The following is a 25,184-nucleotide window of genomic DNA, read 5'->3' on the forward strand; positions in this document are numbered from 1 at the left end:
TGCCCCTACAGCCCGGCGGCCCGGCTGAGTGCTTCTGCTGCTTCGCGCTGCCTTCCTGTGGCTTCCAGAGCACGGGCCAGATCCAGCCAGCCGGCTTTCAGTTCAGGCCGCAGGGCCACGGCCTGACGTGCCAGCACCGATGCGACTTCCGGATCATCTCCGCCTTCCAGATACAGCCGCGCCAGCAACTGCAGCGAAATGGCGTCCTGCGGATTATGGATAAGAGCCTGATGCAGGTGTTCACGGGCCTCATCGGGGCGGCCCTGACGCATGCATAGCCGCGCAAGGTTGCGCCACGTAAGCGCCTGCGCGCCGTCCAGTCTGGCCGCCCTGTTGTAATACTGCCGCGCCGGACCGAATTTCTTTTCCTGCTCTGCCATCTGCCCCAGACGCAACAGGGCAAAAACGTGCTCTTTATCGTATTTCAGACATTTGCGGTAATATTGTCTGGCTTCGTCATATTCGCCCATGTTCTGACACACATGCCCCAGATTATACAGTGTCATCACATCGCGCCTGTCGCGCTGCAACGCCTCGCCGAAAAGCCTGCGCGCCTCGGAGTGTCTGCCCAGACCGGCCATGCACACCCCGAGAGAATTCCATGCCATGGTATTATTCTCATCGGCCAGCAGCGCCAGCTTGTACTCTTCGATGGCGGCAAAGGTATCGCCCTGACTGAACAGCTTGTCGGCACTGATGTTAAGCGCCCATGTATCGATGACGCCCACACGGGGCTTTTCCATCAGCATGGCGTATTCCAGTGCCTTCTGGCAGTTTTCCAGACTGTCCGGCTTGCGGAAATTAAGGTAGGGATGCCGCGCAATACCCACGGCTGCTTCGATATGCAGCTTGCGCTCCAGATGCTCGCACAGTTCAGTGTAGCAGTCGTACACCTTGTCCACCGGCACATCAGGATGAAAATGGATGAGACTGTTCAGACCGTATCGCCCGCCGAACGAAACGGCATCGCCGCCTGCGGGCTGCAGCTCGGCCAGACGGGCCCTGCATGCCTCGGCAGCCTGAGCCATCAGCTGTTCGGCGTGGGGCGAGCGGTCGCCATGCTGCCGCGATTCGCCTGTAAGGCGCATAAGAGCCAGCGTGTAGCCGGAACACAGGTCTCTGTCGCGTGTCCAGCGGGCCAGAAAATCCCTGTGCCGCAGCAGTCCGGTAAGCGGGTCGGCCGAAGCCGCCGCACCATCGTCAGACACCGCTCCCGCAGCCGACACGTCTTTATCTTCCGGCAGCAGCGTCAGGCGGTCGCCCTGTGCTATGCTCCATGCAGGGTCGCCCAGATGCATCACCTCGGCCAGCGAACTGTTTTCACGCACTTCCATGATCACCAGCTCGCCCTTGTACATAAGGGTGTGTTCCTGCCGCGCTCCGGAGGGCAGAGGAGGCACCGCGGGATCAACCGACGGTGCCGCGGGTTTTTCATCCTGCGCGCCGGACACGCCCGCCCCGCCGGATATGCCCGATGTGTGACGCACATGGCTCCATATGGAAAAACGCTGGCCTTCCCGCGCATCCATGGCTGCCCCCAGACTGATGACCACCCTGTTCATGGGCAGCACTTCCTGCACCCTGCCGCCTTCGGCCAGTATCCGGCCAAACCCCATGACCTGCTGCATGGTGCCTGGCGCATCCTCCACCGCCACCGAAGCGGCCGTGCGCGCCTTGCGCAGCAGCATGCGGGCCTGCTCGGCCTCGGGGCGTTCAAACTGCGCTCCGTTCATATCCTGCGGATAGTTGGCAAACCCCGCCGCCACGCTTACGCCTATCTCCTCGTCACGCAGCTCGTGCAGCAGCGAAACGGCGCGCAGTTTGCGCACAGCTTCCGCCGCCACCTTGCGGCATACCCGCGGCGTGGCCGTGGGCAAAAAAACAGCCATCTCACTGTCACCGGTACGCGCGGCAAAAGCCTGCTCCGGCACCACGGCCTGCAGTTCGTCCGCCAGCAGGGCGCACAGCTGCTCGGCAAACAGATACCCGCAATCGCGCACAACGGCAGGCATGGAACTGAAACGGAGCACAACCAGCCCCATGCACGCACGGTGCCCCAGCGTGGCCACATCGCACCGGCTGTCTGCACCGGGGCGGAAGCACTCGCGGATAAGCCCCACCTCGCGCGCGGCCACATCCAGCATATAAGGCAACGATGCAAGTCCGGTGGACGGGTCTGTGATGCTCATCTTGTACAGCAGCAGATTTTCCAGACACAGTGTGGCAACGGCGGGATACGCCGCCAGCAACGTGCGTGCCGGTCTGCCGCCCACGCCGCGCGCCACAAAAATTCCCAGCAGCTCTCCTTTGAGAATGAGCGGAATCAGCAGCTTGCGGTCCTGCGGCTCCCATACGGCTTCCGGGGCAACCGGAGTACGGGGAAAAAAAAGACTGTATGACTTGAAGGAGATAACCCGCGAAAGGGAATCGCGAAGCAGATTCTCGTACCTGATGAGGTCACGGCGGGTGAGCCTGATGCGTGTTTCTTCATGAAAAGGCGTATGGGGGTTCATGGGCAGCATGTATACATTGCCCGCCGCACTTTGGGAAGAGAGCCGCACCTTGAAAGCCCGGCGGCCTTGGTATACTGTGCTACAACGCATCATACTGCAACCAACGGAGATCGTTTAAATATGCTTACAGAAAACCCCGTTCTGCAGGCCATCCGCCAGCGGCGCAGCATCCGGCGTTATACGGACGAGGCAGTTTCGGACGAAGCCGTGCGGCTGATTCTGGAGGCGGGCATATGGGCGCCCAGCGGACTGAACAACCAGCCCTGCCGTTTTCTTGTCATCCGCGCCGACGACCCCCGCTGCGACATACTTGCCGCGCACACCCGGTACGGACATATTGTGCGCGGGGCAAAAGTGATTATTCTGGTCTTTCTGGACAGGGAAGCCATGTACAACGAGGTCAAGGACCATCAAGCAGCCGGAGCCGCCGTCCAGAACATGCTGCTGGCAGCGCACGCGCTGCAGCTCGGGGCCGTATGGCTGGGTGAGATTATCAATCAGGCAGCCACGCTGCTGCCCGCGCTGGGGCTTGATCCCGCCAGACTGTCTTTTGAAGCGGCCATAGCCGCCGGTCACCCCGCGCAGAACGGATCATCATCGCGCAGACCGCTGGCCGAACTTTTGCTGGAAGAACCTTTTCCCCAACCCGAATAAAACGAGACCGTCATGACCATACGCACATTTCCCATCGGACCGCTGGAAACGAACTGCCACATATTGTCCCATCAGGGGCAGGCTCTTGCAGTGGACCCCGGCGGCGATCCCGCACAGCTGCTGGAATACTGCACAGAAAAATCACTGCAGCTTAAGCATATTCTGCTGACCCACCTGCATTTTGACCACCTGTACGGCGTGGCGGCACTGGCAGAGCGCACCGGCGCACAGGTTTCCGCCAACAACGCGGATGCCTATCTGATGCAGACAGAACTGGGCAAGGGGGGCATGTTCGGGTTCCCCCGTGTGCAGCCGTTTGATTTCACGGCGCTGGAGGCAGGGGAACACACGTTCATAGGGCTTTCCTGCACCGTGCTGGAAACCCCCGGCCATACTCCGGGCAGCTTTTCCTTTTATTTTCCGCAGGCAGAAGCCGTCTTTGTGGGCGATCTGCTGTTCCATCGCTCCGTAGGGCGGACAGACTTTCCGGGCGGAGACTCTGCAACGCTGCTGAATTCGGTAAAAAAAGCCATTTTCAGTCTGCCGGACACCACCGTGGTCTACCCCGGACACGGCATAGAAACCACAGTGGGCGACGAAAAACTGAACAACCCGTTTTTTACCGAGTTCCGGAGATAGATTAAACTGTAATTTCGTTGTAAGAGGACAAAAATATGCCCGAAGAACGCATTGACCTGCGTAACAAATGCTGAGGTGTCTCGCTGGAGATAAGTTGGTATCTCCGCTTTTCCCGCGCAGATTCGCTTGAAATTCTGCTGCGGCCCGACGGACGTCCTCATGCCGAACACGCCCTGACCATTGAACCGCAATGGAAGTGCGCCTTCACCGAAGAAGGCGATATTCTTGTTGCGCGCTTTTCACGCGGAACACGCTGACGCCGGTGGCAGGGTACCGGAGACAACATGTCCCTTTTGTCCGAACCGCTCACCGTGCACAGTATTTCGTGCAGCCCCCGGGCAGGCGGCAACAGCGACAAAGCCGCAGAACTTTTTGCCGATGGCTTTGCCGCAGCCGGCGGCGCAGACATACTGCACCTGCGCCGCTACGATATCCGCCCCTGCACATCATGCTACCGGTGCGAACACGACCCCGACGGCTGGTGCTTTCTTGAAGACATGGATCAGTCGGCGTGTATTTTCCGCCTGCTGCAGGAGGCACCGGCGCTGCATTTTGCCTCGCCGGTATACTTCTACCACGTGCCCGCCCACTTCAAGGCACTTATCGACCGTACCCAGCGCTTCTGGCTGCTGCGCGAACGGGGCGATGCCCGTATGCTGCAACTGCCACGGCGCAAGGCATGGGTAACCATGATTGCCGGACGCAGGCGCGGAGAAAAACTGTTTGAAGGCAGCCTGCTGACGCTGAAATATTTTCTGAAATCATTCAACATCGATATGCAGGAGCCGCTGCTGCTGACGGGGCTGGACGATGCCGAAGCGCTGGAACGCCAGCCGGAAACCCTGCAGCAGATCACCGCATACGGCCGGCAGGCGGCAGAGGCCTTTTTGCGGTCTGATGAGCGATGATGCAGGCCCTGCGCCGGATAAAGCGCATAATCGCACTGCGCGAACGCCGCTGCATGGTCTGCGGCGACTGTTTCCGGCCGCAGCAGACCGCGGTGCTGCTGTGCAACAGCTGCCGCCGGCAACTGGTCCAGCGCACCGGCGGTTTCTGCCCCCGGTGCGGTCTGCCCCATGCGCTGGAGTCCATGCCCCTCACGCTCTGCTCTTCATGCATATCCACCCCGCCCCCTTGGCTTTCGCTGCGTTTTTACGGGCTGTATGACGGGCTGCTGCGCAGGATCATCATCCGGTACAAACACACCCCCGACCTGACCCTGCACCCTCTCATGGGCCACATGCTCTGTCAGGCACTGCGCCTGCGTCCTTTTTCGCCACAGGAAAAGCCGGACGTCATAGTGCCCGTACCGCTGCATCCGGCGCGCCTGCACATGCGCGGCTTCAACCAGAGCTACCTGCCTGCACGTCCGGCAGCGGTCATGCTGACCGTTCCTCTGCAAAAAAACATACTGCGCCGCACACGATACACTTCTGCCCAGACAGGGCTGCCGAAAGAGGAACGGCGGCGCAACCTGCGCGATGCCTTTGAAGCGGACAGTTGTGTACGCGGCAGAAACGTGCTGCTGGTAGACGACGTGATGACCACAGGCGCCACACTGGAACACTGCGCGCAGGCCCTGTACCACGCAGGCGCACAGCAGGTGCATGCCGTGGTGGCCGCAAGAACGCCGCCGCACGCACACCGGCAGACAGCATGACGAAAATCCGCCGTACTGCCCGACCGGTCTGCCCCCCCCCATTCTGCCAGCCGTCCTGCCAGCCGTTCTGCCAGCGATACAGCCAACCGGACAGGCGTCAGTGTAATCTGCTGTTCCGCCATGTTTCCCCCGGCAGGCCGTCCGGCAAGACTGCTGTCGATACATCCGGCGTGACAGCCGGCAGGCATTCATAAAAACAGCTCCGCATGCTGCCCCGCCACCAGAAACACAATGCGCACAACCCCGCAGCCGGTTCATTCCCCCCAACATATAATGCATATGCGGTGCCCGTTGATTGACCTTATTCCCCGCGACGATTAATAATACCTCTGATGACAACTTGCACCGGAGGATCCATGCGCTTTCTCATTGTCGAAGACGACTTTACCAGCCGCAAATTTCTGCAGGGCATACTGTCCCCCCACGGAGAATGCGATGTAGCCGTAAACGGCAGGGAAGCCGTGGAGGCTTTTGAAGCTGCTCTGGAGGCGGGCACGCCATACCACCTTGTCTGCATGGACATAATGATGCCCGAAATGGACGGTCAGGACGCACTGAAAAAAATTCGGGCACTGGAGCGCAGCCACGGAGTGCGCAGCGTGGATGAAGTAAAGGTGGTCATGACCACCGCACTGGACGACCCGCGCAGCGTGGTGGAAGCCTATTACAAAGGCGGCGCCACATCATATGTGCCCAAACCCATAGACAGGCAGCTTTTCATCCATCTGCTGCGCAGTCTGGGCGTGGTTTCATAGCGATTCATTCCGTATCAGCACGGCATAATATACCGCCGGCCTTGACTCAGGCCGTCAAATGGTTACTCCTCAATGAACGCCCCTCAATTCTGTACGGAGTAATCATGACTCGACGCATTATGGCCCTGCTGCTGCCGGTGCTGGCCGCAGGCCTGCTGCTAAGCGCAGTGGACGACGCATGGGCCAAACGGATGGGCGGAGGCAAGTCCTTCGGCAGCCGTCCTTCATTCACCAAAAGCTATTCCAAGCCTGACGCCCCCACCAAATCGCCTGCCATGGGCAGCTCTGCCGCCACGGCCCCCAAACGCGGGTTCGGCGGTCTGGGCGGCATGTTCGGCGGCCTGCTGGCGGGCACCCTGCTGGGTTCGATGCTTTTCGGCGGCGGATTCGGCGGAATCGGTTTCTTCGACATCCTGCTTTTCGGCGGGGTCATTTTCCTCATTCTGCGCATGATGCGACGCCGCGGCGCCCCCAGAGGCGAACCGGCTTATCAGGCGGGCGGCGCATATCAGGGCGGCGCCAGTCACGATGTCCGGCAGCACGACAACACCATGTACCGACAGGCACAGGACGGCTGGTCCGGCCTGCGCAGTGCCGGTTCCGGCAGCCCGTCCTCTGCGGCACCGGCGCCGGAAGTTCCCGCCGGTTTTGACACCGAAGAGTTCCTGCAGGGTGCACGCAGCGTGTACACCCGTCTGCAGAATTCGTGGGATAACCGTGATCTGGATGATATCCGCACGTTCACATCGCCTTCCGTATTTGACGAGATACACCGTCAGGCACAGGACGACCCGCAGCCTTCCCGCACGGAACTGCTGCTGATAAACGCCCGGGTGCTGGAAGTGAAAGAGGAAACCGACGGCATGCTGGCCACAGTGTATTTCGACGTGCTCATGCGCGAAGACGCCTCGGGCGGCAATCCGGAACAGGTACGCGAAGTGTGGCATTTCCACCGCGCCACTCCGGACGCCATGTGGCGGCTGGACGGTATACAGCAGCTCGAACAATAACCATAAGGGCGTTACTCACCGACACGAAGCGGGCACGCGGTAAAACAACCGTGTGCCCGTTTTTACTGTCGTCATGTTCTGCGGGACAACTACAGGACGCGCACGGCAACCATGGTTATATCGTCCTCCTGCGGCGCACCGTCCTTAAACCGCCGCACCACTCCGCCCATGGCTTCCAGCAGTCCCGCGGCGTCTTTGGCGGCATGGGTACGCATGACTCTGCGCACTCTGTCGCGCCCGAACATTTCCCCTTTACGGTTGCGGGCCTCCACCAGCCCGTCGGTATACAGCAGAACCACATCGCCCTGACGCAATCTGCGGCAGCAGGATGTTTCGTACACCGTGCCGGGCATGGTTCCCAGCGGCAGACCAGCAGCCTGCAGCGAAGTAAATGAATCGTCGGCGGCACGATACACCAGAGCCGGTTCGTGACCGGCTGCAGCCCACGAAATACTGTGCGTAACCGGCTCGATGCAAAGCAGAAACATGGTCACAAAACGGCCTGTTCCGTAACTGTCGCGCACCACCTGCCTGTTCACGTCGCGCAGCAGTGCCGCCGGACTGCACGGCGTGGCGGCGCGCATACGCACAAACGCCCGCACGGAAGCCATCAGCAGCGCAGCCCCGACGCCATGCCCCGTCACATCACCCACAATGATGCCCGTGCGGGGCGTATCGTCTTCTTCCGTAAGCCAGTTTTCAAGAAAGTCATAATAATCGCCGCCGGTCTCATCGCTGTAAAGGCACCTTCCCGCCACATCCAGCCGTCCGGAACCGTCCGCTGACGGCTGCGCTGCGGCATGCGGCACACCGGAAGGCAGCAGCGTCTCCTGCACTTCACGCGCCACAGCCAGCCCTTCCATCAGCCGCAGCCTGTCGCGCAACCCGTCTATCATCAGGTTGGTATGCCCCGCGATGAATCCGAACTCGTCTCTGGTGGCAACCGGCACATGTCCGCTCATGTCTCCGTTGCTCACCCGCACCAGCACCTGCGTCTGATTATCAAAAAGCAGACGCAGGTTACGGGAATAGGACAAAGCAAGATTTATCACCAGCACCAGCAGCATGCCCATGATGAATGAAAGATCTATCAGAATGCTGCGCTTTACAAACCGCAGTGAACCTTCGTTGAGTCCTGCCTCTGTAAACCACCACAGATCACGGAACACCGCCAGAATGACAATAAGCGAAAACAGCACCGTCACCACGGTAGCCACAGCAAAAAATTTACGCGTGAGAGAAGAAAACCGCCGGGGAGGCAGCCTTTCCGGCTCGGTTATGCCGGCCAGACGTATGCTCCGGCGCTCGCATTCAAGGGCAAGGTCGATGGAAACAAAAACGCCCAGCGCCACCATGCCCAGAATCAGCTTGCCCCCGCTGGAAAGCAGCGGCACGCCGTTGATCACGGTGTTTGCCAGCGCCATCAGCACTCCCGCGCCTGCAAACAGCACAAAGTCGCACTGCCCCAGACGCTCCGCCCGCCGGGCCACCGGCAGCGAGAGCACATGCGGCAGCACCACCAGCCGGCGCAGCAGCAGTGCCGCGCCGGTAACGGCGGCGATGACCAGTGCCAGCTTCCAGACCGGAAGCGCGCTCATGAACGGTCAGATACGGCCGCCGTACACGGTAAGTACGGCAGCGGAAAAAACATACAGCAGAATTGCGCGCATGCAGCGGCCCTCTTGTTCTGATTTGCGGAGTAGGGTAGCGTAAGATTGAATCCACGGTAGCATGAAACGAGCGCCGCTCACAACATGAAGCATCCGGAGGCGCCATGTCTCGTCTTTTTGCCGCAGTCCTGCTTATTCTGTGCACGGCAGTGCCCGCCCGGGCACAGCTGCCCCTCAGCATTGCCGGATTCACACTGGGCGAACCCGTAAGCGGATACGAAGACAAGGTCATGCCGGAAACGAAACAGGCGGACAGGGATGCCCTTTTTGTGGACGAAGTGAGTCTGCGCGACGACGCCGTACCGTGCATCCGCGGCGGCAGCCTTATTTCCGGCAACTGTCTGGGCGAAAACAGACTTATCGGTATCAAACTGAAATTTGCCGACCGTAGCAAATCGCTTTACGACAGGCTGGAGAAGGCATATAGAAAGAAGTTCGGGGAACCGGCAAACTGGATCGGTGACCCGTTTCATAACGTTCTTGCATGGGAATGGATTTTACGCGAAGGCGACGATGTGCTTTCCGTTGTGCTGGCGTACAGCGTGGTGGCCGACATGAGGCCCGGCGTCTCCATAAAGATGATGCTGCGTTCTGACTGGGACAGGGAAAATGCCTGTTATACCCGAAAAAACGCCCACGGCCGCCGCATGATGGAAAAACATTCCGTCATCGTGGACGACCTTTCCCCGTTCATCCCCCATCAATAGCGAGGATCAAGCATCCAATGGACCCTGCCCCTACGTGCTCGGCGTCTGCAACAACCGGTCAGGCATGGCAACAGCTGCAATGGAACGGCATTGACATGCACATACCGGCACAGTGGACTCCGACAGCCATTGAGCACACATTTCTGTCTTTTTCGGATACGGATCTCCCTGTTTTCGATGTGAAGTGGGCCTGCGACAAGCGTCCTTTCCAGCTGGAAAAAGAAAGGCGCATCATGCACAAGCGTTTCGGCGATGCGGAAGGTTTCCGCACCGGGGCGGAGAGTATTCCGCTGCCGCTTACGCAGGCGCTGCGTCAGGTACAGGACAGGTTCAGCCATGTGCCGTTTGTCCACGCCACCGGCTGCGGAGCGCTGCTGCACAGCGACTCCGGCGGCTATACCGTGCTGGTGCAGTTTCACAACAGAGAAGACAAGCCCCCTTGCGCCGACACCATGACCGGCATTCTCCGCTCGCTTTCTCTCGCCCCGTCCGGCACGCCCGTAACCACCCGTATCTACGACCTTGCCTGCACTGCTCCGGCAGGCTATGAACTCCGCAGCTTTGTTTTTCATCCCGGCCATTTCTGGCTGGAATTCCGCCGTGCCGGAGCTACGCTGGCCATCGACAGATACGCTCCGGCCAATGTGCTGCTGAACGGACTGCCGCTGCGCCACTGGGTGACCAGACACTACGGTCTGCCCATTGAAGAACTGTCATCGGACGTGCCCTGCAAGCCGGCTGCCGCCGGTGACATAGTGCGCTGGACCACAGACCGCTGCAGACCGCTGCTGGGGCGGGTACCCATTGTACGCTCTTTCCGCGGCGTGCGTCAGCACGAGGCCGGTGCGGCCTGGCTGGTGGAACACGAAAACAAGCTGCTTTCGGTACGTATGCGTGATTCCGGCACCGTTTTTTATGACGATCTGACAGCACTATGCAGCACCGTTGAAATTATTTAAAAAAAAAACCAAGATCGCAGCACCCGCGGACAGACACGCCGCGCTTGCGTTTGTGCCCGTCATACCGGAAGGCATACGCCAGTCACATGAGACCGGCGGCTGCGTGCGGCTGCACTATGCCGCTGCGCCCGGCAGGCTGGCAGCACTGGTGCGCGGCGCCGCGCCTGTGCCGCGCACGCTTGAACTGGACGAACTGGGCACGGCCGTCTGGATGCTCATCGACGGCAGGCGTCCGGTTTCGGGCATCGCTCAGGCACTGGCACAACGCTACAAGCTGCACCAGTCAGAAGCCGAACTGTCCGTAAGCGCATTTCTGCGCCAGCTGGGCAGACGGGGGCTGATAGTTCTCAGAGAACCATAACCACGGCAGTCATCATGAATCACACCGAGCATACAGACCACGAGTATTTCACCGAGCCCGCAGCCATAGAAGCGCTGGGGCAGCGGCTGGGCGGCAGCGATATCGTCATAGGCGCGTACCTGACGGGCAGCAACCATCCGCAGCACGGCACACGCGTTCCCGCCGAAAACATCGATTATCTGGCCGGCTGGCTGCACAGCGGCATGCGTCATAAGCTGAATATGGTCGTGCTGCACGACGGACTGTCAGATGCTTTCCAGCAGAAATGTCATGCCGCCGTCGCCATTCACCACCACGAAAAAAAACGCGGCACGCTGACCTTTGTGCAGATACGCCCCGGCAGATTCACCATTGCGGACGAGCGTTTTCTGGCCGCGCTGGCACTGCTGGAACGCATCCGCTTCCGCAATGTGTTCATGGTGGATGTGGCGGATGCGTGGTTTGCGGACAATCCTTTTCTGCTGGTGGAAAAACCGACCCTGCGCCGCTTCTTCGACCGCAGCGGTTTTGCACGGGCACGCGGATTCCGCGGATTCTGCAGGGCACTGGCAGCCCAGTACCGCACATGGCGCGACCGCAAGCGCTTTACCGTGTTCATCGGCGGCGAAGACACAACCATCGGTGATAATCCGTGGATGCAGCGCCATATCCGCAAGGTTTTCGGGCAGGACATGCCGCATCTGGCGCAGAAGCCGGTGCTCAACTGCGGCATTCTGGGCGGGGGCCAGCGCCATCTTGTTTCCGTGCTGCGCACCGTGCGCTCGGAAATGCTGCGCTGCAATGCCACGGACGTTCTGAACGACATGGCCGTGTTCAACCGGGTGCTGCACGATTCACAATACCATCTGCCGTACAGCAACGGGGTGCTTAACAGCCCGTGGAAGGCATGGGCCAAGCAGGGCAAGCACGCGATTTTTCATAAATAACCGTCACTGAAGCGGAATTTTTCCACCATCCGCGGAAAGATTCCGCTTCAGCCCGCCGGTACCACGGCAGACCGGCACCCGCATACACTGCCGCGTTAGCGCAGCTTTCTGCAGAACATACATACCACTCTGCCGGTGCCATGTGTGTTCTGCAACGTCATGCGCGCACAGGCCCTTCCGGCTCAATCCGCGTCTTCATCACCGCCGGACAGCATCATGCGCAGTTCCGGCAGCGAACGGCCTGTCCTGCGCGCCAGCGCTGCCAGAGCCTCATATTCCGCCCTGCTCATATCTCTGCCCTGCACGGCATACTCCTTTGCCGCCACGGCGTGGCCGCCCGCCTGCACCGTTCCCTTTCCGCGGGGCAGCACCACCCGTGTACTGCGGCTGCGACGCAGACCCAGCGTGTGTGTATGGTGTATGACTGCTTCTTCCACGACGGCAAGATGTTCTGCGCTGCACAGCACGGTCAGCGCTCCGCCGGGGCGGTTTTTTTTCATCACACCGGGGGTGAACAGGACATCCAGCGCCCCCGCCTGCAGCAGCGCATCAAAGGCGTGGCCCAGCTCCTCGCCCGTCAGATGATCTATGTGGGTTTCCAGCGTGTAGATGATGTCATCGTGTCTGTGCGACTGCGGCTCGATCAGAAAAAGCCGCAGCGGACCACCTTCCGGACGCGAACCGAACGCCGAGGCGCCGCGCAGCAGTACTCCTTCCGGCCCGTCGGCGAATCTGTCCGCCGCCGAGTCGACGATGAGGGCCCCCGTTGGGGTTATCAGCTCTTCCCTGAACGCTGTGGCAGTTACAGGTTTGCCCTGCATCAGCACCGCTGTGGCAGGCGCAGGCAGGGGCATGATGCCGTGTTCACAGCACACCGTGCCTGAAAACCACGGCAACGGAGAGCAGACAACGGTATCGATGTTCAGTCTCTCAAGTCCCCAGAAGGCGCCCACTATATCCACCAGCGTATCCACGGCCCCCACTTCATGAAAATGCACCTCGCGCGGATCAATGCCGTGCACGGCACCTTCGGCCTCTGCCAGCCGGTGCACGGCGTTCACCGCCCGGTCGCGTACAGCGGGCGTAATGTCCAGCGCCGTTATCACCTGTTCCAGCTGCGCCGCATGGCGCAGCGGCTGCGCTCCGGTCCAGCGCACATCGGCGCGCATTCCGGCCAGTCCCCCGCGCCGCTCGGAACGTATTTCAATGGATACGTCTATGCCGGCGCTGCAGAGCATGCCCTCCAGAGGAGCAAAGTCACACCCCAGCCCCGCAAGACCGGCAATAAACATATCGCCGCCAAGACCGAACCCGCAGTCCATGAACAGTTGCAAACCGCTAACCGCCTTTCAAGCATCGTGCATGATTATAATTTGTAATTGAATTTAGTGACGTTCTGTGTTTATCGTACAATTACCAGTAACCCTTAAGGCGCCTCTTTGCACGGCCACAGGAGGATATTCTCATGCTGATTCGCGACTGGATGTCAAGAGACGTCATCAGCGCCACACCGGAAATGTCCATGATGCGCGCCGCAAAGCTGATGAAGGAACACAGCTTTGACCGGCTGCCCATAGTGGATAAGGATAACAAGCTGGTCGGCATCATTTCTGACAGGGATATAAAGGAAGCTTCCCCCTCCAAGGCCACCACCCTTGATGTTCACGAACTGTACTATCTGCTGTCTGAAATCAAGGTCAATGACATAATGACCCGTGACGTGGTGGCGGCAAAACCCGACGATACCGTGGAAAATGCGGCCCTTGTCATGCTGGAGCGCGACTTCAGCGGTATGCCGGTTGTAGATGACGACGGCAGACTGACCGGCATCATCACCGACAAGGATATCTTCAAGGTTCTGCTTTCCATCACCGGCGCACGGCACGGCGGGGTGCAGTTCGGCTTTCTGCTGCCCAATTCGCCGGGCACACTCAAACCCATTGTGGACACTCTGCGCGAACACAAGGCCCGCATCACGTCCATACTCACCTTTGAAGACCGCGATGACGGCATGCGGCAGGTTTTCATACGCATCCGCCCCATGGACCGGTCCGACGAAAACACCCTTATCGAACAGCTCAAGTCACGTTACCGCGTTACATACTGGTCGCGTGCCAATGTACACACCGTGTCATTCTGACCTGTACCGCGCAATTACGGCGGGTGCCTGTGCACCCGCTTTTTTTTGTTCTCTGCGCAGCGCCGCGCGGCTGCGGTCTGCGTCCGAAAGAGTAGGCGCTTACGCACAACGGCACGGCGACTGAGCGTCTGAACACCCGCAACATACCGTTATAGCTCACAATAAATAAAAAAAGAGCTCCTTGTATTTTCGGCGGCCTTATGGCATTGTAACTTCGCTTTAACGGAATTGTCCCTTTGGGTTACAGCCTGTAAAGGTCTCCTGACGGGAGTGTTCCTCTCTTTACGCTTAGTGAGCGGAGAAAAACGTTCCACAACGCAGCGCTTACCGGCCCTGCTATTGACAATTTCTCCTGTATGGCAGTAAGGAGTGATTCCGCGAAAGGATACCCCTTTTGCGATGCCGTGGAGTCAAGCAGCGGATCGCTGCTTACATATAACTGCGCTCAGGCGTTTGCATTTGCGCAGTTTGGCGTATGTACTAGCCCGATACACCGCTAGATTATGTCCAAGGAGGACAAGCATGGCTGAAGTAAGCTTCCAGGGTAAAACGTTCGAGGTTGACGAAGACGGCTTCCTGCTTCGCTTCGATGAATGGTGCCCCGAATGGGTTGAATACGTGAAGGAATCCGAAGGTATTGCTGAAATCACCGAGGATCACCAGAAGATCATTGACTTCCTGCAGGACTACTACCGCAAGAACGGTATCGCACCCATGGTGCGTATCCTGTCCAAGAACACCGGCTTCAAGCTGAAGCAGGTGTACGAACTGTTCCCCTCCGGCCCCGGTAAGGGAGCATGCAAAATGGCTGGTCTGCCCAAGCCCACCGGCTGCGTGTAGTACACAGCAATTGCTCGCATAGGCGGAAGCGCAAGCTTCCGCCTTTTTTTTATGCCGCTGCTGCGCTCCGCTTCGGGGGCGGCACAGACAAAAGCGCACCGTGCATGCACGGTGCGCTTTTGTTCAGTTGTATATATAACGCGCTATGCGGCTACTGATCTTTGTCGCTGTAGGGTGAAATGCCCAGCGGGTTACCGCCCATGTCAGCAAGCAGACTGTTCTGATACTGACGGATGGCGTACTCGCTCTGCGCTTTCTGCAGGCCTGCAACCACATTCTGCAACACACCCACCATGCAGCTGAGCACGGTGTCAGGCACAATGAAGTCCCCTTCGTCATTTCGTTCCAGCCGTTCCATGCTGGTGGAAATGGACCGGAAATCCTGCGATATCCGTTCTACTATCTGGTCAATGTTTTTCTGTTGCACTGTGTTCTCCGTATAAACCTCGTTACGATAAGCTTCAGCTTCCGTCCGCGTACGAAAACCTGTCCTACCGGCGAAGATGTCTTACCAACCCCTACCATGACGGTCACTTATATTTTTTTCTCCTTGGGTGCCGTGCACTTGGGGTAAAACGAGGCGGAAAAACATTGAACATTCCCATGCCAGAAAACAAAATGTTGAAAAATATACACTTATATTACAAAGCCGATACATCTATACCCATGGTCGCAAGCAGCCATGCATGAAACGCAGCCGCGTCCACCGCAGTGGCCACCCACACCCGATGGTAGGGTTTGTCACCAAAAGGCAGTAGAAAATCCCTACCATCCCGAAATGCCTGAACATCAAAGCAGAACGGCTTCCAGCTGCACAGGTGCGGCATGGCGGCCACCGCAAGCGCCAGCGCATCATGCATGTGTGCGCCGTCCAGACCTCTGACCTGTTCGCTCCAGCGCGCCCAGGGCAGCAGCGTCCGGCGCACAAAACACCGCAGCGGATCGTCCGCGGTGCGCATCTGCGCGATCTGATGCGAAGAAAGACATGTCCGGCTGGTCACATTGACAGGCACAAAGCACAGCGGCAGCCCCGCCCGTACCACTTCCTCGGTGGCCTGCGGGTCATACCATGTATTGAAACGCAGCGCATGCCGCCACACATATTCAGGTATGTCGGGGGTTTTCCACTGCGGTGCCATTTCTTCGGGACAGCGGGGCGCAAACACACCGCCCATATGCACAACCGCGCCGATAAGCGGAGCAATGTCAGGGGCATGTCGCAGGGCAAGAGCCAGATTAGTCAATGCGCCTTCCATTACCAGCACCACCTCGTGCGGGTGGCGGCGCACCGTTTCTATGATAAGCCTGCAGGCAGGAACAGAGGCCTGACGGGCAGAAGGCGCCGTCAGCGACACATCGTCCCACAGCGAGGCTCCGGCTCCTGAAGCTTTGGCGTCCAGAAAGGCATGATGCCGCGCTCTGTCCTCACCCCCCAGCGGTGTATCGGTGCCGGCTGCCACCGGTACCGCGTCTGCACCGGCCAGTTCCAGCATGCGCAGCGTGTTCTGCGCCGAAGCCGATGCCCGGCAGTTTCCGGAACAGGTGGTGCAGGCTGTCAGCTCGAATTCCGGCGACCACAGCGCCAGAGCCAGAGCCACGCCGTCATCGGCATCGCGCACGGGCAACCCCATGGCGTTGTCAATGTCCAGCAGCACCTTTACCGGAGCTTCTGCCCTGCGCAGAGGGGGCGGACACGCAGCACCGCAGGTGTCGTTATGCTGTGCCGTCACTGCCGGTTCTGCCGCAGCACATGTCTGTCCCAGCCTTCTTCAATGGCTTCCAGCCAGAGGGCGGGAATTTCCGGCACGGCGTGTTCAGCCAGTTTTTCAGGCGGAAGCGTTGCCGCGCCCTGCTTCACAGCGGAAAACAATTCTCTGTCAGCCTCGCTCAGGCGGCCCATTTCCAGCACGGGAAAGTCCCCCCAGTTTGCAGGGGAAAGCTTGTGCGCCTGCGCCTGCGGCGACAGCAGAAAATCAGCCAGCACCATGGCCCCCGCCTTGTTGGGAGCATTGAAGGCGATGGCCGTGAAATGCGTGTTGTACAGCGAACCGTCTTGCATGACGAATGTTCTCACAGTGTCAGGGTAGGTGCCTTCCAGAATTTTACTCTGCGCATGGCTTGGATGATAGGCCATGCTGAAATCCACCTCACCGCGGGCAAACAGGGTATCCAGGGCGGCAGGATCTTTGGGCATGCTGACGCCCTGCTGCCACATGAAGGGTTTGATTTCGTTAAGCCACAGCCATAACGCCGGAGCCTGTCTGTCCCACAGGCCTCCGTCAAAATCAGTCATGTACTGCTCATGGCCCCCTGTCACTGCATAAAACACCTGACGCACAAAAGCCGAACCGGTAAAATCGGGCGGCTGCGGATAGGTGAACCGCCCGGGGTGTTCTCTGATCCAGCTGCGCAGTTCGTCAAAAGATGCCGGAGGGCTGGAGACTCTTGCCGTATCATACTCAAAGACAAACTGGGCGCGTCCCAGCGGTGCTTCGTATTCCTGCACCGGATAGCCGAAATCAGTGGCCACGGCAGCGGCATCCACATAACGCATATTGGGCAGCCTGCCGGCAAAAGGACCGTAGAGCACGCCGCTTTCACGGGCATTGCGAAAATTCTCGCCATTGATCCACATCAGGTCAATGGTACCGGTCTGTTTGCCTGCGGCTTTCTCCGTCAGCAGCTTGTTGACAAACACGGGGGCGTCCATGGGCACGCGCTGCACCGTAATGTCATACAATTCTTTCATCCTGTCAGACACATAGCCGTCCACCCACGCATTGACCTGCGCCGAACCGCCCCACATGTAAAAGCGCACGGTGGTGCCCCGCGCACGCTGCACCACCGTGTCAAAACTTTCCGTTTCGGCTGCGGGCTGTGTTTTTTCGGGAGTATCGGAACAGCCGGTCAGCACCGGCACGGCAAACAGGATAAAAAGCAGCACTGCAACAGCGCGGGCGGGCAGATGCACACGGCACGCCGGGCGGCACACCGGACGGCACAGGGTAAAAAGCATGTCAGTTCTCCACGGCAGGTTTTTCTTCGTGCAGACACTCTGCACTGCGCAAGGGCAGGCGCACCACAAATGCGGTTCCGCGGTCGGGCCGGGCCTGCACTGCTATCGCCCCCTTGTGAGTGGCGGTAATGATAAAATACGACACAGACAACCCGAGGCCTGTGCCGCGCCCCGGTTCTCTGGTGGTGAAAAACGGCTCAAAAACGCGGCGGGCCACTTCTCTGCTCATGCCGGGCCCGTTGTCCTCCACCTCAAAAACAGCGTATTCGCCGTCCACCCGTGTGCGCAGCGTGATGGCAGGAGCCTCTGTGGCGGCTTCCGCCATGGCCTGTGCGGCATTACGCAGCAAGTTGAGCGCCACCTGTTCCACTTCGGAAACGATGCAGCGCACGGCAGGAACATCGGGCGAATAGTCTCTGACGATCCGGATTGTTCTGAAGTCATAACGTTTTTTCAGATCATAGTCATTAGCGGCCAGCTCCAGCGCCACATCCAGAATATGCTCAAGGCGTGCCTCGCGCCATTCTCCGGCACAAGGCCGGCTGAATTCGAGCATATTTGACGTTATACGGGCAGCGCGGCGGGCAGAATCCTCTATGCCGCCGATAAACCGCAGGATGCCGCGCTGCTCAAGGTATGCCCTGATGGCTTCGAGCGGACACCCGCACGCCTGTGCCGCGGCACGGTTCGCCTCCCGGTGCGGATCAAGCCGCCTGATGATGTTCTGCGCTCCCTGCATTATGCCGCCCAGCGGGTTGTTGATCTCGTGCGCCATGCCCGCGGCAAGCCCCCCGACGGAGGCCATTTTTTCACTTTGCACCACAAGGTCGTCCAGCCTGCGCCGTTCGGTCATATCCACTATGAACGCCGCATACCGTGTGCCCTCCTCGTGCATTTGCAGACGGGTGGTATGTACAAGCACATGGCGTTCTTCACCCTGCAACGTGACAAGACGCAGCTCCTGCGGCTCTCTGCCGGCCGGCAGCAGGGCATCCTGCACAACAGGACATGACGCCTCATGCAGACTTTCCAGCCCAAGCTCATGCAGATACCTGCCGTTACAGGAAATCGCCGTGCGGCCTGTAAGCGCTACAAAAGCCCCGTTCACCTGCCGTATGGTTCCGGTCTCATCCAGCAGCGCCAGCGCAAGAGGCAGCTTTTCCATCAGCATGGCAAGCTGCTGCTCGCTGCGCAGCAGAGCCGCCTCCATCTTCTTTATGCCGGAACGGTCGAACACGGCGCAAAGCAGGGCATGCTGCCCCTTCCACGGCACCCTGCCCATGTACGCCTCCACATCCTTCAGGTCGCCGCCGGCCAGAATATGCTTCTGTATGTGCAAACCGGTGTACAGTTCTGTGGAAGCGGACATGACGGCGTCAATATCGTCCCGTGGTGCCTGCCACAGGTCATACAGGGTCTGTGTCACAAACACTTCGTGCGGATAGCCGTAAAATTCGCACGCCGCCATGTTGGCATCCAGCACCCTGCCTGTTTCAGGATTGACCACCACCTGCACCAGAGCCGACCTGTCATACAGGTTGCGGAAGAGCATTTCCTGTTCGCGCAGGTGCACCTCTGCAAGCTTACTCTCAGCCACCGGCCCCAGCAGCGGCATAACTTCATCAAGCAGTCCGGCGACATCACTGCCTTTTTCCAGCGATATAAGAGAGAACAGACCGACATGCACATGCCCCACGGAAGCACGGCGCACACGGGAAACACAGGCTCCCCTGATTACAGTTTTCAGCAGCGGCTGCGCGGGCGAGCCCTCCCCGGCCGGATAAAATTCCGCAAACCGCTCATCAACGCTCATGTCCGGCACAACCACGTTCTGTTCTGCCTGCAAAAACACAGGGTGCTGCATAAGCCCCAGCAGATGCGCACGCAGCACGTCCGGTGCGGACATGCCTTTGCCCGGATTTCTGGCAATGGGGTAAAAAGAATCACTCTGATAAATCACAAAGCGGTAACGTTCCTGCTTGTCCGGCAGGTACACGGCTCCCAGTTCAAACCCCGTCCGCTCGCAAAGACGCCGCAGAAAAACTTCGATGGCTGCTGCCGGTTCAGGGGCAGCCTGCACGTCCGTGACAAGCGCCTTGAACAGATTTGCCAGTTCGTCACGCTGCGCACACTGCAGTTCGGACAGAGCCAGATCGTACTGACTGACCGAATGCCTGTAGACCACGATTGTCAGAAAAATGCCCACCACCCACAGACCGGCTGCCAGAATAACGGTACGCACCACAAGCGGCTGCACCAGCTCCATAACAGACTGCATGCGTGTGCTGGCCACCATATAATAAGAAAAAGAAGGCAGCTGCACCGCCTGATACAGCGCATCATCGGTAACCGTACGCCGGACACCGCCGCCGCGCAGCAGTTCCGCCCGCACCTGCGGCGGCACGTCCAGCGTGGAAAGCGACATGCCCCGCAGTGCCGAACGCAGATCGTTCCATGCCACCAGCAGCGACCCGTCGGCGCGCACCAGCCCCACGGTAAATTCCGTGGAAAGCGATCCGTCCAGAAAGCGTTCCGCCAGATGCTGCGTATCTATCAGCCCGCACAGCAGCACCTCTTTACCGGCAGCATTCACTGCGGCCCGATACATGACCAGCTGCGGATATGCACGGTACCCCTGAACCGCCAGCACCTGCACGGCCCCGCGTACTTCCGGCAGTTCGCGCCACATAAGACTGACCAGCGACTGGTCAAAGGTATCCTGCCCGGAATACTGTGCATACAGCAGATCTCCCGTGCGCGAATATGTCAGCGTGTTGCTTATGCGCGGATGAAACATAATGCCCGCAGCCTGCTCCGGCGGCACGCCTTCCGCCTGCATATCCAGCAGAAGCTGCATCTGCTCAAAAGCGTGCTCCGCCTCTCCGGAAAATGCCGCCACCACACGCCCCAGCTCGAGCTGAGCCTGACTTACCGCCTGCGAACGCGCATCACGTATGGCATCATAAGCAAACAGAAACGCCAGCAATGTAAGAATGCCTGCGATGAGTACCGCAGCATTTTTCCCGCGGGTCAGCAGAAATTCAGGGGGCACTTGCGGCTTCCTCCAGTGAATTCAAAAAGGTTGCCGCCTCAGCTGCCAGTGCAGGATCAACATGTGTAGCACGGGCAATCGCGTCCTGTGCCGGAAGCACCCGGTCACGCAGCGCCCGCCGCTCCGGCGCGGAAGGCACGGTTATCCTTACGCCGTTTTCACGCAGGGTCTTTTTGGCCTGCTCCTGCGCCGCAGCGGCTTCTTTGCGCCCTTCCAGCGCCGCCCTGTTCCACAACGCCGCAAGCTCGTGCCGTACGTCCCCGGGCAGATGCGCCCAAAAGCGGGCGTTGACCAGCGGCACATACTGGGCAAAGTACTGTCTGTCTTCAAAGGCATAGCGGATGCCGTGCTCCCACAGCCGCGCGCTGACAACGGTTTCATATGTAGTCAGCACACCGTCCACCGTTCCGGATTCCAGCCACGACGGCAGGTCGGGCCATGCGATGATACGCGGCAGCCCCCCCAGCGCACTGATGCGCATTTCGTTGCCCAGCCCGCCCGCCACGCGGATGTGCAAACCTTTTACAAGCCGGTCGGCATCAAGCGGCGCTTTAAGGGTGAACAGCTGGGCATGTCCCAGATCAAGCCATGTGCCCAGCACCACAGAACGCGTGGCGTTCTCGATGCGCGTGACAACGCTCTGCCCCACATGGCCTTCCAGCAGCGTATGTGTATCCTGCGCAGCGCGTCCGTAAAACATCGGCAGCATGAATAAATTGACGGAAGGTTCGATGCGCGCGATGTTCCAGATGCCGGGGACCGCCATTTCAACCTTGCCCTGCGCCAGTGCGTACACCACGTCCCTGTCGCGGAACAGGCGGGCATTGGCATAGACAACCGCTTTCAGCCTGCCCTGCAGCTGCTCGTTAACCTGCTGCACAAACCTGCGCACAATGGCGGTCTGCATGTGGTCATCGGTATTTTCCAGCGATACGCGCATTACCGGCACAACAGCCGGTGCCTTACCGGCCCCCGCCAGAGAAAACAGCAGCACCGCCGCACATGTGAGCAAAATTCTCCACATCTGTTCCCTCCATAATGAAAATAATTTTCATGGCTGGCTTTGCCAGACTGTTTCCCGTATTTTCACCTGAAATGAAAAAAAGGCGGTTCCATGCAACATTACACCAGACGTTTTCAGGACTTCATTGCGGAAAAACGCATGAAATGGACCCAGCAGCGTGAAGCCGTGGTGCATGCCCTGTGGACCACTGAAGAGCATGTCACCTGCGAAGAGCTTGCCGCCCGTCTGGCAGCGCAGGGGCGCCGCATTGGTCTTGCCACCGTGTACCGCAACCTGCGGCTGCTGGTGGATGCCGGTCTTGCCCGTGAATTCCACAGCGGCGGAGCTTCTGTACGTTACGAACGGTACATCGAAGACGACCACCACGACCACCTGATATGCGAACGCTGCGGCAACACCGTGGAGTTTCTGGACGAAAAGCTTGAATCTCTGCAGGAAGAGCTTGCCAGACGCCATGATTTCCGGCTGACAGGACACAAGATGTATCTGTACGGAATCTGCAACCGCTGCCGGTCTTCCTCATAGCTTTCCGCCTTTCAGTTCAGCGGCAGTCCACAGCCGCCCGCCGTGCGGCCTGCGCTACCTGCAGGCAGGCGTCGCGTGCGGTCATGGACATCCGCATCATCTCCATACGCAGCAGTTCATCCATTCCCGTTGCCTGCAAAGCCTGTCCGCGCCCCTGTGCCGTGCACACTGCAAGCGCCTGTTCCATCCGCCCCAGCATAGCCCGCGTCTGCCGCCGCAGGGCGCTGTACGCAGCGGAAACCGCTGTTCCGTTTTCCGCGGCTCCCCGCATGACAATCAGCTCGTCCTGCAACCCCTGCAAAGCTTCATCCAGCACAGGCAGCCTGTCGCGCACTCCGCTGCAGTCCGGCCCCTGACCGGAAAGCCATGCCTGTTCCAGCGCCGCCGACTGCCACATAAGGATGTTGAGATTGTGCGCCGGTATACTCTGCCCCGCACCCGGTTCAGGTTCCCCGGCCTGTGCGCAGTAGGCGGACGTACACACAAGCATGACAGAATATATCCACATTGTTATTATTTTCATGCGTTCTCCTGCATTCATTATCTATTTACAGTTACATACCATACCTCTGTTCCGGACGGCGGGCAAAAAAAAACCCCCGGCCGGCACCGGGGGTTTGCGTGAGAACTCTGCCGTACGGGTCTTTAAAAAAGACTCAGCAACATCTTTGTGCCCACAGCCAGAAGCAGCACAGCAAAAATACGCTTGAGGCGAGGTACGGGCAGGCTGTGCGCCAGCCGCACCCCTACAGGGGCGGTAAGCATACTTGCGCTGACAATGCCTATCATGGCGGGCAGATAGACGTAGCCGACAGAGTATTGGGGCAGGGTCGGCTGGCCCCACCCGCTAAGAACATAGCCCAGTGAACCCGAAATGGCGAGAGGTAATCCGATGGCAGAGGCCGTGCCTATGGCCGTATGAATGGGGGTGTTGCACCATGTGAGAAAAGGCACCGACAACGTGCCGCCGCCTATGCCCACCAGACTGGACAACACTCCTATGCCGCCCCCGGCGGCCACCATACCCGGCGCCCCGGGCAGCTGCCGCGTGGGTTTGGGCTTGATGTTAAGCAGCATCTGCACGGCCACGTAGTACAAAAAGATACCGAAAAATCCTTTCAGAAAATTGGTCGAAAGCGCGGATGCCACAAATGCCCCTGCAAAAGTGCCCACAAGAATGCCGGGGGTGACCGCCTTTACCGCGGCCCAGTTGACGGCACCGCGCCGGTTGTGCGCGCGGAAGCTGGAAACGGAGGTGAAAATGATGGTAGCCAGAGAAGTACCCAGCGCAAGGTGCAGCATATGCTCATGCGGTACATTCTGCCATGTGAACGAAAACGTGAGCATGGGAACAATCACCAGTCCGCCGCCAATGCCGAGCAGACCTGCCAGCACGCCTGCCACGGAACCAAGCGCAATGTAAAGAGCAAGAGATTCTATCATGATAGTAAGCCCGCCGTCCGTTAAAAAAGCCCGCGACAGCATGCCGCGGGCCGTATTCTGCATCAGATTCCGCGCAGTATATGCCGTCCGGCTTCCTGCACGCTGCGGCAGCCTGTAAGCACCATGGCCTGCACAAGCTGGCCGCGCAGCGCTTCAAGGTATGCAGCCACGCCTTCGGCCTGACCGCCCACCGCGGCAATGCTGAAAGGACGACCGATAAGCACGGCATCGGCGCCCAGAGCAAGCATTTTGATCACATCAAACCCGTCACGCACACCGCCGTCCGCCAGCACGGTAATGCGGCCCTTCACGGCATCGGCGATTTCGGGCAGCACTTCCGCGGCACCCGGCGTATGGTCAAGCACGCGCCCGCCGTGGTTGGAAACCACAATGGCGTCGGCACCCACTTCCACCGCCAGCTGGGCATCCACCACCGTCATGATGCCCTTCAGGATAAACGTCCGGCCTGCCGCGTGCACTTTGTCCACAACGGCTTTCAGCTGCGCCGGTGTTTTGGGCGACACAGGTCTGCCCATCTTGCGCAGCGTAACCAGCCCCGCGGCATCGATATCCATACCCACAGCAGGACAGGCCGAAGCAAGCGCCCGGTCAAGCTTCTGGTCAAGCTCTTCCCCGTCCCACGGCTTGATGAACGGAATACCGTGCCCTTCCACCGCCGCAATGCCGTCCATGCCGGCGTCGATGATGAACGGGGGCACCCCGTCGCCCGTACAGCCTATGACTCCCTGCTGTCTGCAGCCGCCCAGAATGGCGTTCACATACTCTTCTTCGGTGATGCCGCCGCCCATGTTGAAGGAGACTCCTCCGATGGGCGCAGCCATGACAGGCATGGAAAGAGGAATACCAAGCACGGTCACCGAGGTGTCGGGCTGCACGGCATCATGGATAAGGCGCATGTTCAGCTGCACGGCCGCCAGCGATTCCACATTGTTGCGGAAAGAAGAGGCGGTGTTCAGTCCGCCCATGCCGGGCACTTCGCCCGCGCAGGCCTTGCCGTTGCACACGGGACAGACCCGGCAATAGCCTTTCATCAGTTCTTTTGCCTTTTCGCGTACTTCCTTCATGCCGGAGAATCCTCCTTGGCCGTCGTGGCGGCATTTGTGTGATGAGTGTGTGCGGACACCCTGCCTGCGGCACGCCGCGTTGCGCGGCAGCCCTTCTGAAAACGTTTCCGGTAAAATTTCTGCAGAAACGCTTTCCGGTGGTGCCGTATTTGTTTGATCGCCCAAATTGATACCGTAGACGCCGGCTGCGGGCAAGAGAACGACG

General features: G+C 59.4%; 24 protein-coding genes. 13 read left to right on the plus strand and 11 right to left on the minus strand.

All coding sequences use genetic code 11. The features are described from left to right. Positions 1-5: 5 nt before the first annotated feature. Positions 6-2,522, minus strand: a complete 2,517-nt coding sequence (locus H586_RS0105825; RefSeq protein WP_051363881.1) for a tetratricopeptide repeat-containing diguanylate cyclase — start codon at positions 2,520-2,522, stop codon at positions 6-8. A gap of 111 nt (positions 2,523-2,633) precedes the next feature. On the opposite strand from H586_RS0105825, the gene H586_RS0105830 reads away from it, so the two are divergent. The 6 genes from H586_RS0105830 to H586_RS0105855 all read left to right on the plus strand — a co-directional run bounded on the left by H586_RS0105830 (position 2,634) and on the right by H586_RS0105855 (position 7,231). Then, complete coding sequence (locus H586_RS0105830) at positions 2,634-3,167, plus strand: nitroreductase family protein (protein WP_027181565.1); 534 nt, start codon at positions 2,634-2,636, stop codon at positions 3,165-3,167. Positions 3,168-3,179: 12 nt separating this feature from the next. After that, a complete protein-coding gene (locus tag H586_RS0105835) occupies positions 3,180-3,806 on the plus strand; it encodes an MBL fold metallo-hydrolase (RefSeq protein WP_011366850.1) in 627 nt (208 codons plus the stop codon). Positions 3,807-4,090: 284 nt separating this feature from the next. Then, the gene (locus H586_RS0105840; RefSeq protein WP_011366849.1) at positions 4,091-4,714 is read left to right on the plus strand and encodes a flavodoxin family protein; all 624 of its coding nucleotides are present in this window, start codon (positions 4,091-4,093) and stop codon (positions 4,712-4,714) included. Next, entirely contained in the window at positions 4,711-5,466 is a 756-nt protein-coding gene (locus H586_RS18295) for a ComF family protein (RefSeq protein ID WP_011366848.1), read from the plus strand. Before H586_RS0105840 ends, H586_RS18295 begins: the two co-directional genes overlap by 4 nt. 356 nt (positions 5,467-5,822) lie before the next feature. Further along, on the plus strand, positions 5,823-6,221 hold the full coding sequence (locus H586_RS0105850; protein ID WP_011366844.1) for a response regulator: 399 nt from the start codon (positions 5,823-5,825) through the stop codon (positions 6,219-6,221). Between the two features lie 104 nt (positions 6,222-6,325). Further along, positions 6,326-7,231, plus strand: coding sequence for a Tim44 domain-containing protein (locus tag H586_RS0105855; RefSeq protein ID WP_011366843.1), 906 nt, complete (start codon positions 6,326-6,328; stop codon positions 7,229-7,231). Positions 7,232-7,320: 89 nt separating this feature from the next. Here the strand turns inward: H586_RS0105855 and H586_RS0105860 are convergent, their stop codons facing one another. Then, positions 7,321-8,829, minus strand: coding sequence for a PP2C family protein-serine/threonine phosphatase (locus H586_RS0105860; RefSeq protein WP_027181566.1), 1,509 nt, complete (start codon positions 8,827-8,829; stop codon positions 7,321-7,323). Positions 8,830-9,005: 176 nt separating this feature from the next. On the opposite strand from H586_RS0105860, the gene H586_RS0105865 reads away from it, so the two are divergent. The 4 genes from H586_RS0105865 to H586_RS0105880 all read left to right on the plus strand — a co-directional run bounded on the left by H586_RS0105865 (position 9,006) and on the right by H586_RS0105880 (position 11,854). Continuing rightward, the gene (locus tag H586_RS0105865; protein ID WP_027181567.1) at positions 9,006-9,608 is read left to right on the plus strand and encodes a hypothetical protein; all 603 of its coding nucleotides are present in this window, start codon (positions 9,006-9,008) and stop codon (positions 9,606-9,608) included. Between the two features lie 95 nt (positions 9,609-9,703). Next, on the plus strand, positions 9,704-10,567 hold the full coding sequence (locus H586_RS0105870; RefSeq protein ID WP_148204109.1) for a hypothetical protein: 864 nt from the start codon (positions 9,704-9,706) through the stop codon (positions 10,565-10,567). Continuing rightward, positions 10,554-10,928 carry a PqqD family protein gene (locus H586_RS0105875; RefSeq protein ID WP_011366839.1) on the plus strand — a complete coding sequence of 125 codons (375 nt, stop codon included), beginning with the start codon at positions 10,554-10,556 and terminating at the stop codon, positions 10,926-10,928. Before H586_RS0105870 ends, H586_RS0105875 begins: the two co-directional genes overlap by 14 nt. 14 nt (positions 10,929-10,942) lie before the next feature. Beyond that, entirely contained in the window at positions 10,943-11,854 is a 912-nt protein-coding gene (locus tag H586_RS0105880) for a hypothetical protein (protein WP_027181569.1), read from the plus strand. A gap of 182 nt (positions 11,855-12,036) precedes the next feature. Here the strand turns inward: H586_RS0105880 and larC are convergent, their stop codons facing one another. After that, positions 12,037-13,188, minus strand: coding sequence for a nickel pincer cofactor biosynthesis protein LarC (gene larC, locus H586_RS0105885; protein WP_034618677.1), 1,152 nt, complete (start codon positions 13,186-13,188; stop codon positions 12,037-12,039). Positions 13,189-13,319: 131 nt separating this feature from the next. Here larC and H586_RS0105890 point away from each other — a divergent pair, with 131 nt between their 5' ends. Both H586_RS0105890 and H586_RS0105895 read left to right on the plus strand, forming a co-directional pair. Continuing rightward, complete coding sequence (locus H586_RS0105890; RefSeq protein WP_011366836.1) at positions 13,320-13,994, plus strand: CBS domain-containing protein; 675 nt, start codon at positions 13,320-13,322, stop codon at positions 13,992-13,994. A gap of 522 nt (positions 13,995-14,516) precedes the next feature. Further along, complete coding sequence (locus H586_RS0105895) at positions 14,517-14,834, plus strand: TusE/DsrC/DsvC family sulfur relay protein (RefSeq protein WP_011366835.1); 318 nt, start codon at positions 14,517-14,519, stop codon at positions 14,832-14,834. Between the two features lie 151 nt (positions 14,835-14,985). On the opposite strand, the gene H586_RS0105900 is transcribed toward H586_RS0105895, so the two are convergent. The 5 genes from H586_RS0105900 to dctP all read right to left on the minus strand — a co-directional run bounded on the left by H586_RS0105900 (position 14,986) and on the right by dctP (position 21,926). Then, positions 14,986-15,261: a hypothetical protein gene (locus H586_RS0105900; protein WP_011366834.1), complete on the minus strand. Its 276-nt coding sequence runs from the start codon at positions 15,259-15,261 to the stop codon at positions 14,986-14,988. A 214-nt stretch (positions 15,262-15,475) separates the two neighbouring features. After that, complete coding sequence (locus H586_RS18300; protein WP_034618679.1) at positions 15,476-16,564, minus strand: nucleoside hydrolase; 1,089 nt, start codon at positions 16,562-16,564, stop codon at positions 15,476-15,478. After that, positions 16,561-17,850 (minus strand): ABC transporter substrate-binding protein, encoded by a 1,290-nt coding sequence (locus tag H586_RS0105910; RefSeq protein ID WP_027181571.1) that lies wholly within the window; start codon positions 17,848-17,850, stop codon positions 16,561-16,563. Before H586_RS0105910 ends, H586_RS18300 begins: the two co-directional genes overlap by 4 nt. Position 17,851: 1 nt before the next feature. After that, entirely contained in the window at positions 17,852-20,902 is a 3,051-nt protein-coding gene (locus tag H586_RS19925; RefSeq protein WP_051363882.1) for a PAS domain-containing sensor histidine kinase, read from the minus strand. After that, positions 20,892-21,926, minus strand: coding sequence for a TRAP transporter substrate-binding protein DctP (gene dctP, locus H586_RS18310; protein ID WP_011366829.1), 1,035 nt, complete (start codon positions 21,924-21,926; stop codon positions 20,892-20,894). Before dctP ends, H586_RS19925 begins: the two co-directional genes overlap by 11 nt. Positions 21,927-22,016: 90 nt before the next feature. Between dctP and H586_RS0105925 the strand changes: the two genes are divergently transcribed. After that, entirely contained in the window at positions 22,017-22,451 is a 435-nt protein-coding gene (locus tag H586_RS0105925) for a Fur family transcriptional regulator (protein WP_011366828.1), read from the plus strand. A gap of 16 nt (positions 22,452-22,467) precedes the next feature. Here H586_RS0105925 and H586_RS0105930 read toward each other — a convergent pair whose 3' ends face one another. From H586_RS0105930 to H586_RS0105940, 3 genes are all read right to left on the minus strand, one after another. After that, positions 22,468-22,974 carry a hypothetical protein gene (locus H586_RS0105930; protein ID WP_011366827.1) on the minus strand — a complete coding sequence of 169 codons (507 nt, stop codon included), beginning with the start codon at positions 22,972-22,974 and terminating at the stop codon, positions 22,468-22,470. Positions 22,975-23,096: 122 nt separating this feature from the next. Beyond that, positions 23,097-23,894 carry a sulfite exporter TauE/SafE family protein gene (locus H586_RS0105935; protein ID WP_011366826.1) on the minus strand — a complete coding sequence of 266 codons (798 nt, stop codon included), beginning with the start codon at positions 23,892-23,894 and terminating at the stop codon, positions 23,097-23,099. A gap of 62 nt (positions 23,895-23,956) precedes the next feature. After that, entirely contained in the window at positions 23,957-24,979 is a 1,023-nt protein-coding gene (locus tag H586_RS0105940; protein WP_011366825.1) for an alpha-hydroxy-acid oxidizing protein, read from the minus strand. Positions 24,980-25,184 lie beyond the last annotated feature (205 nt).

The sequence above is a fragment of the Oleidesulfovibrio alaskensis DSM 16109 genome (genome assembly GCF_000482745.1).
Lineage (GTDB): Bacteria > Desulfobacterota > Desulfovibrionia > Desulfovibrionales > Desulfovibrionaceae > Oleidesulfovibrio > Oleidesulfovibrio alaskensis.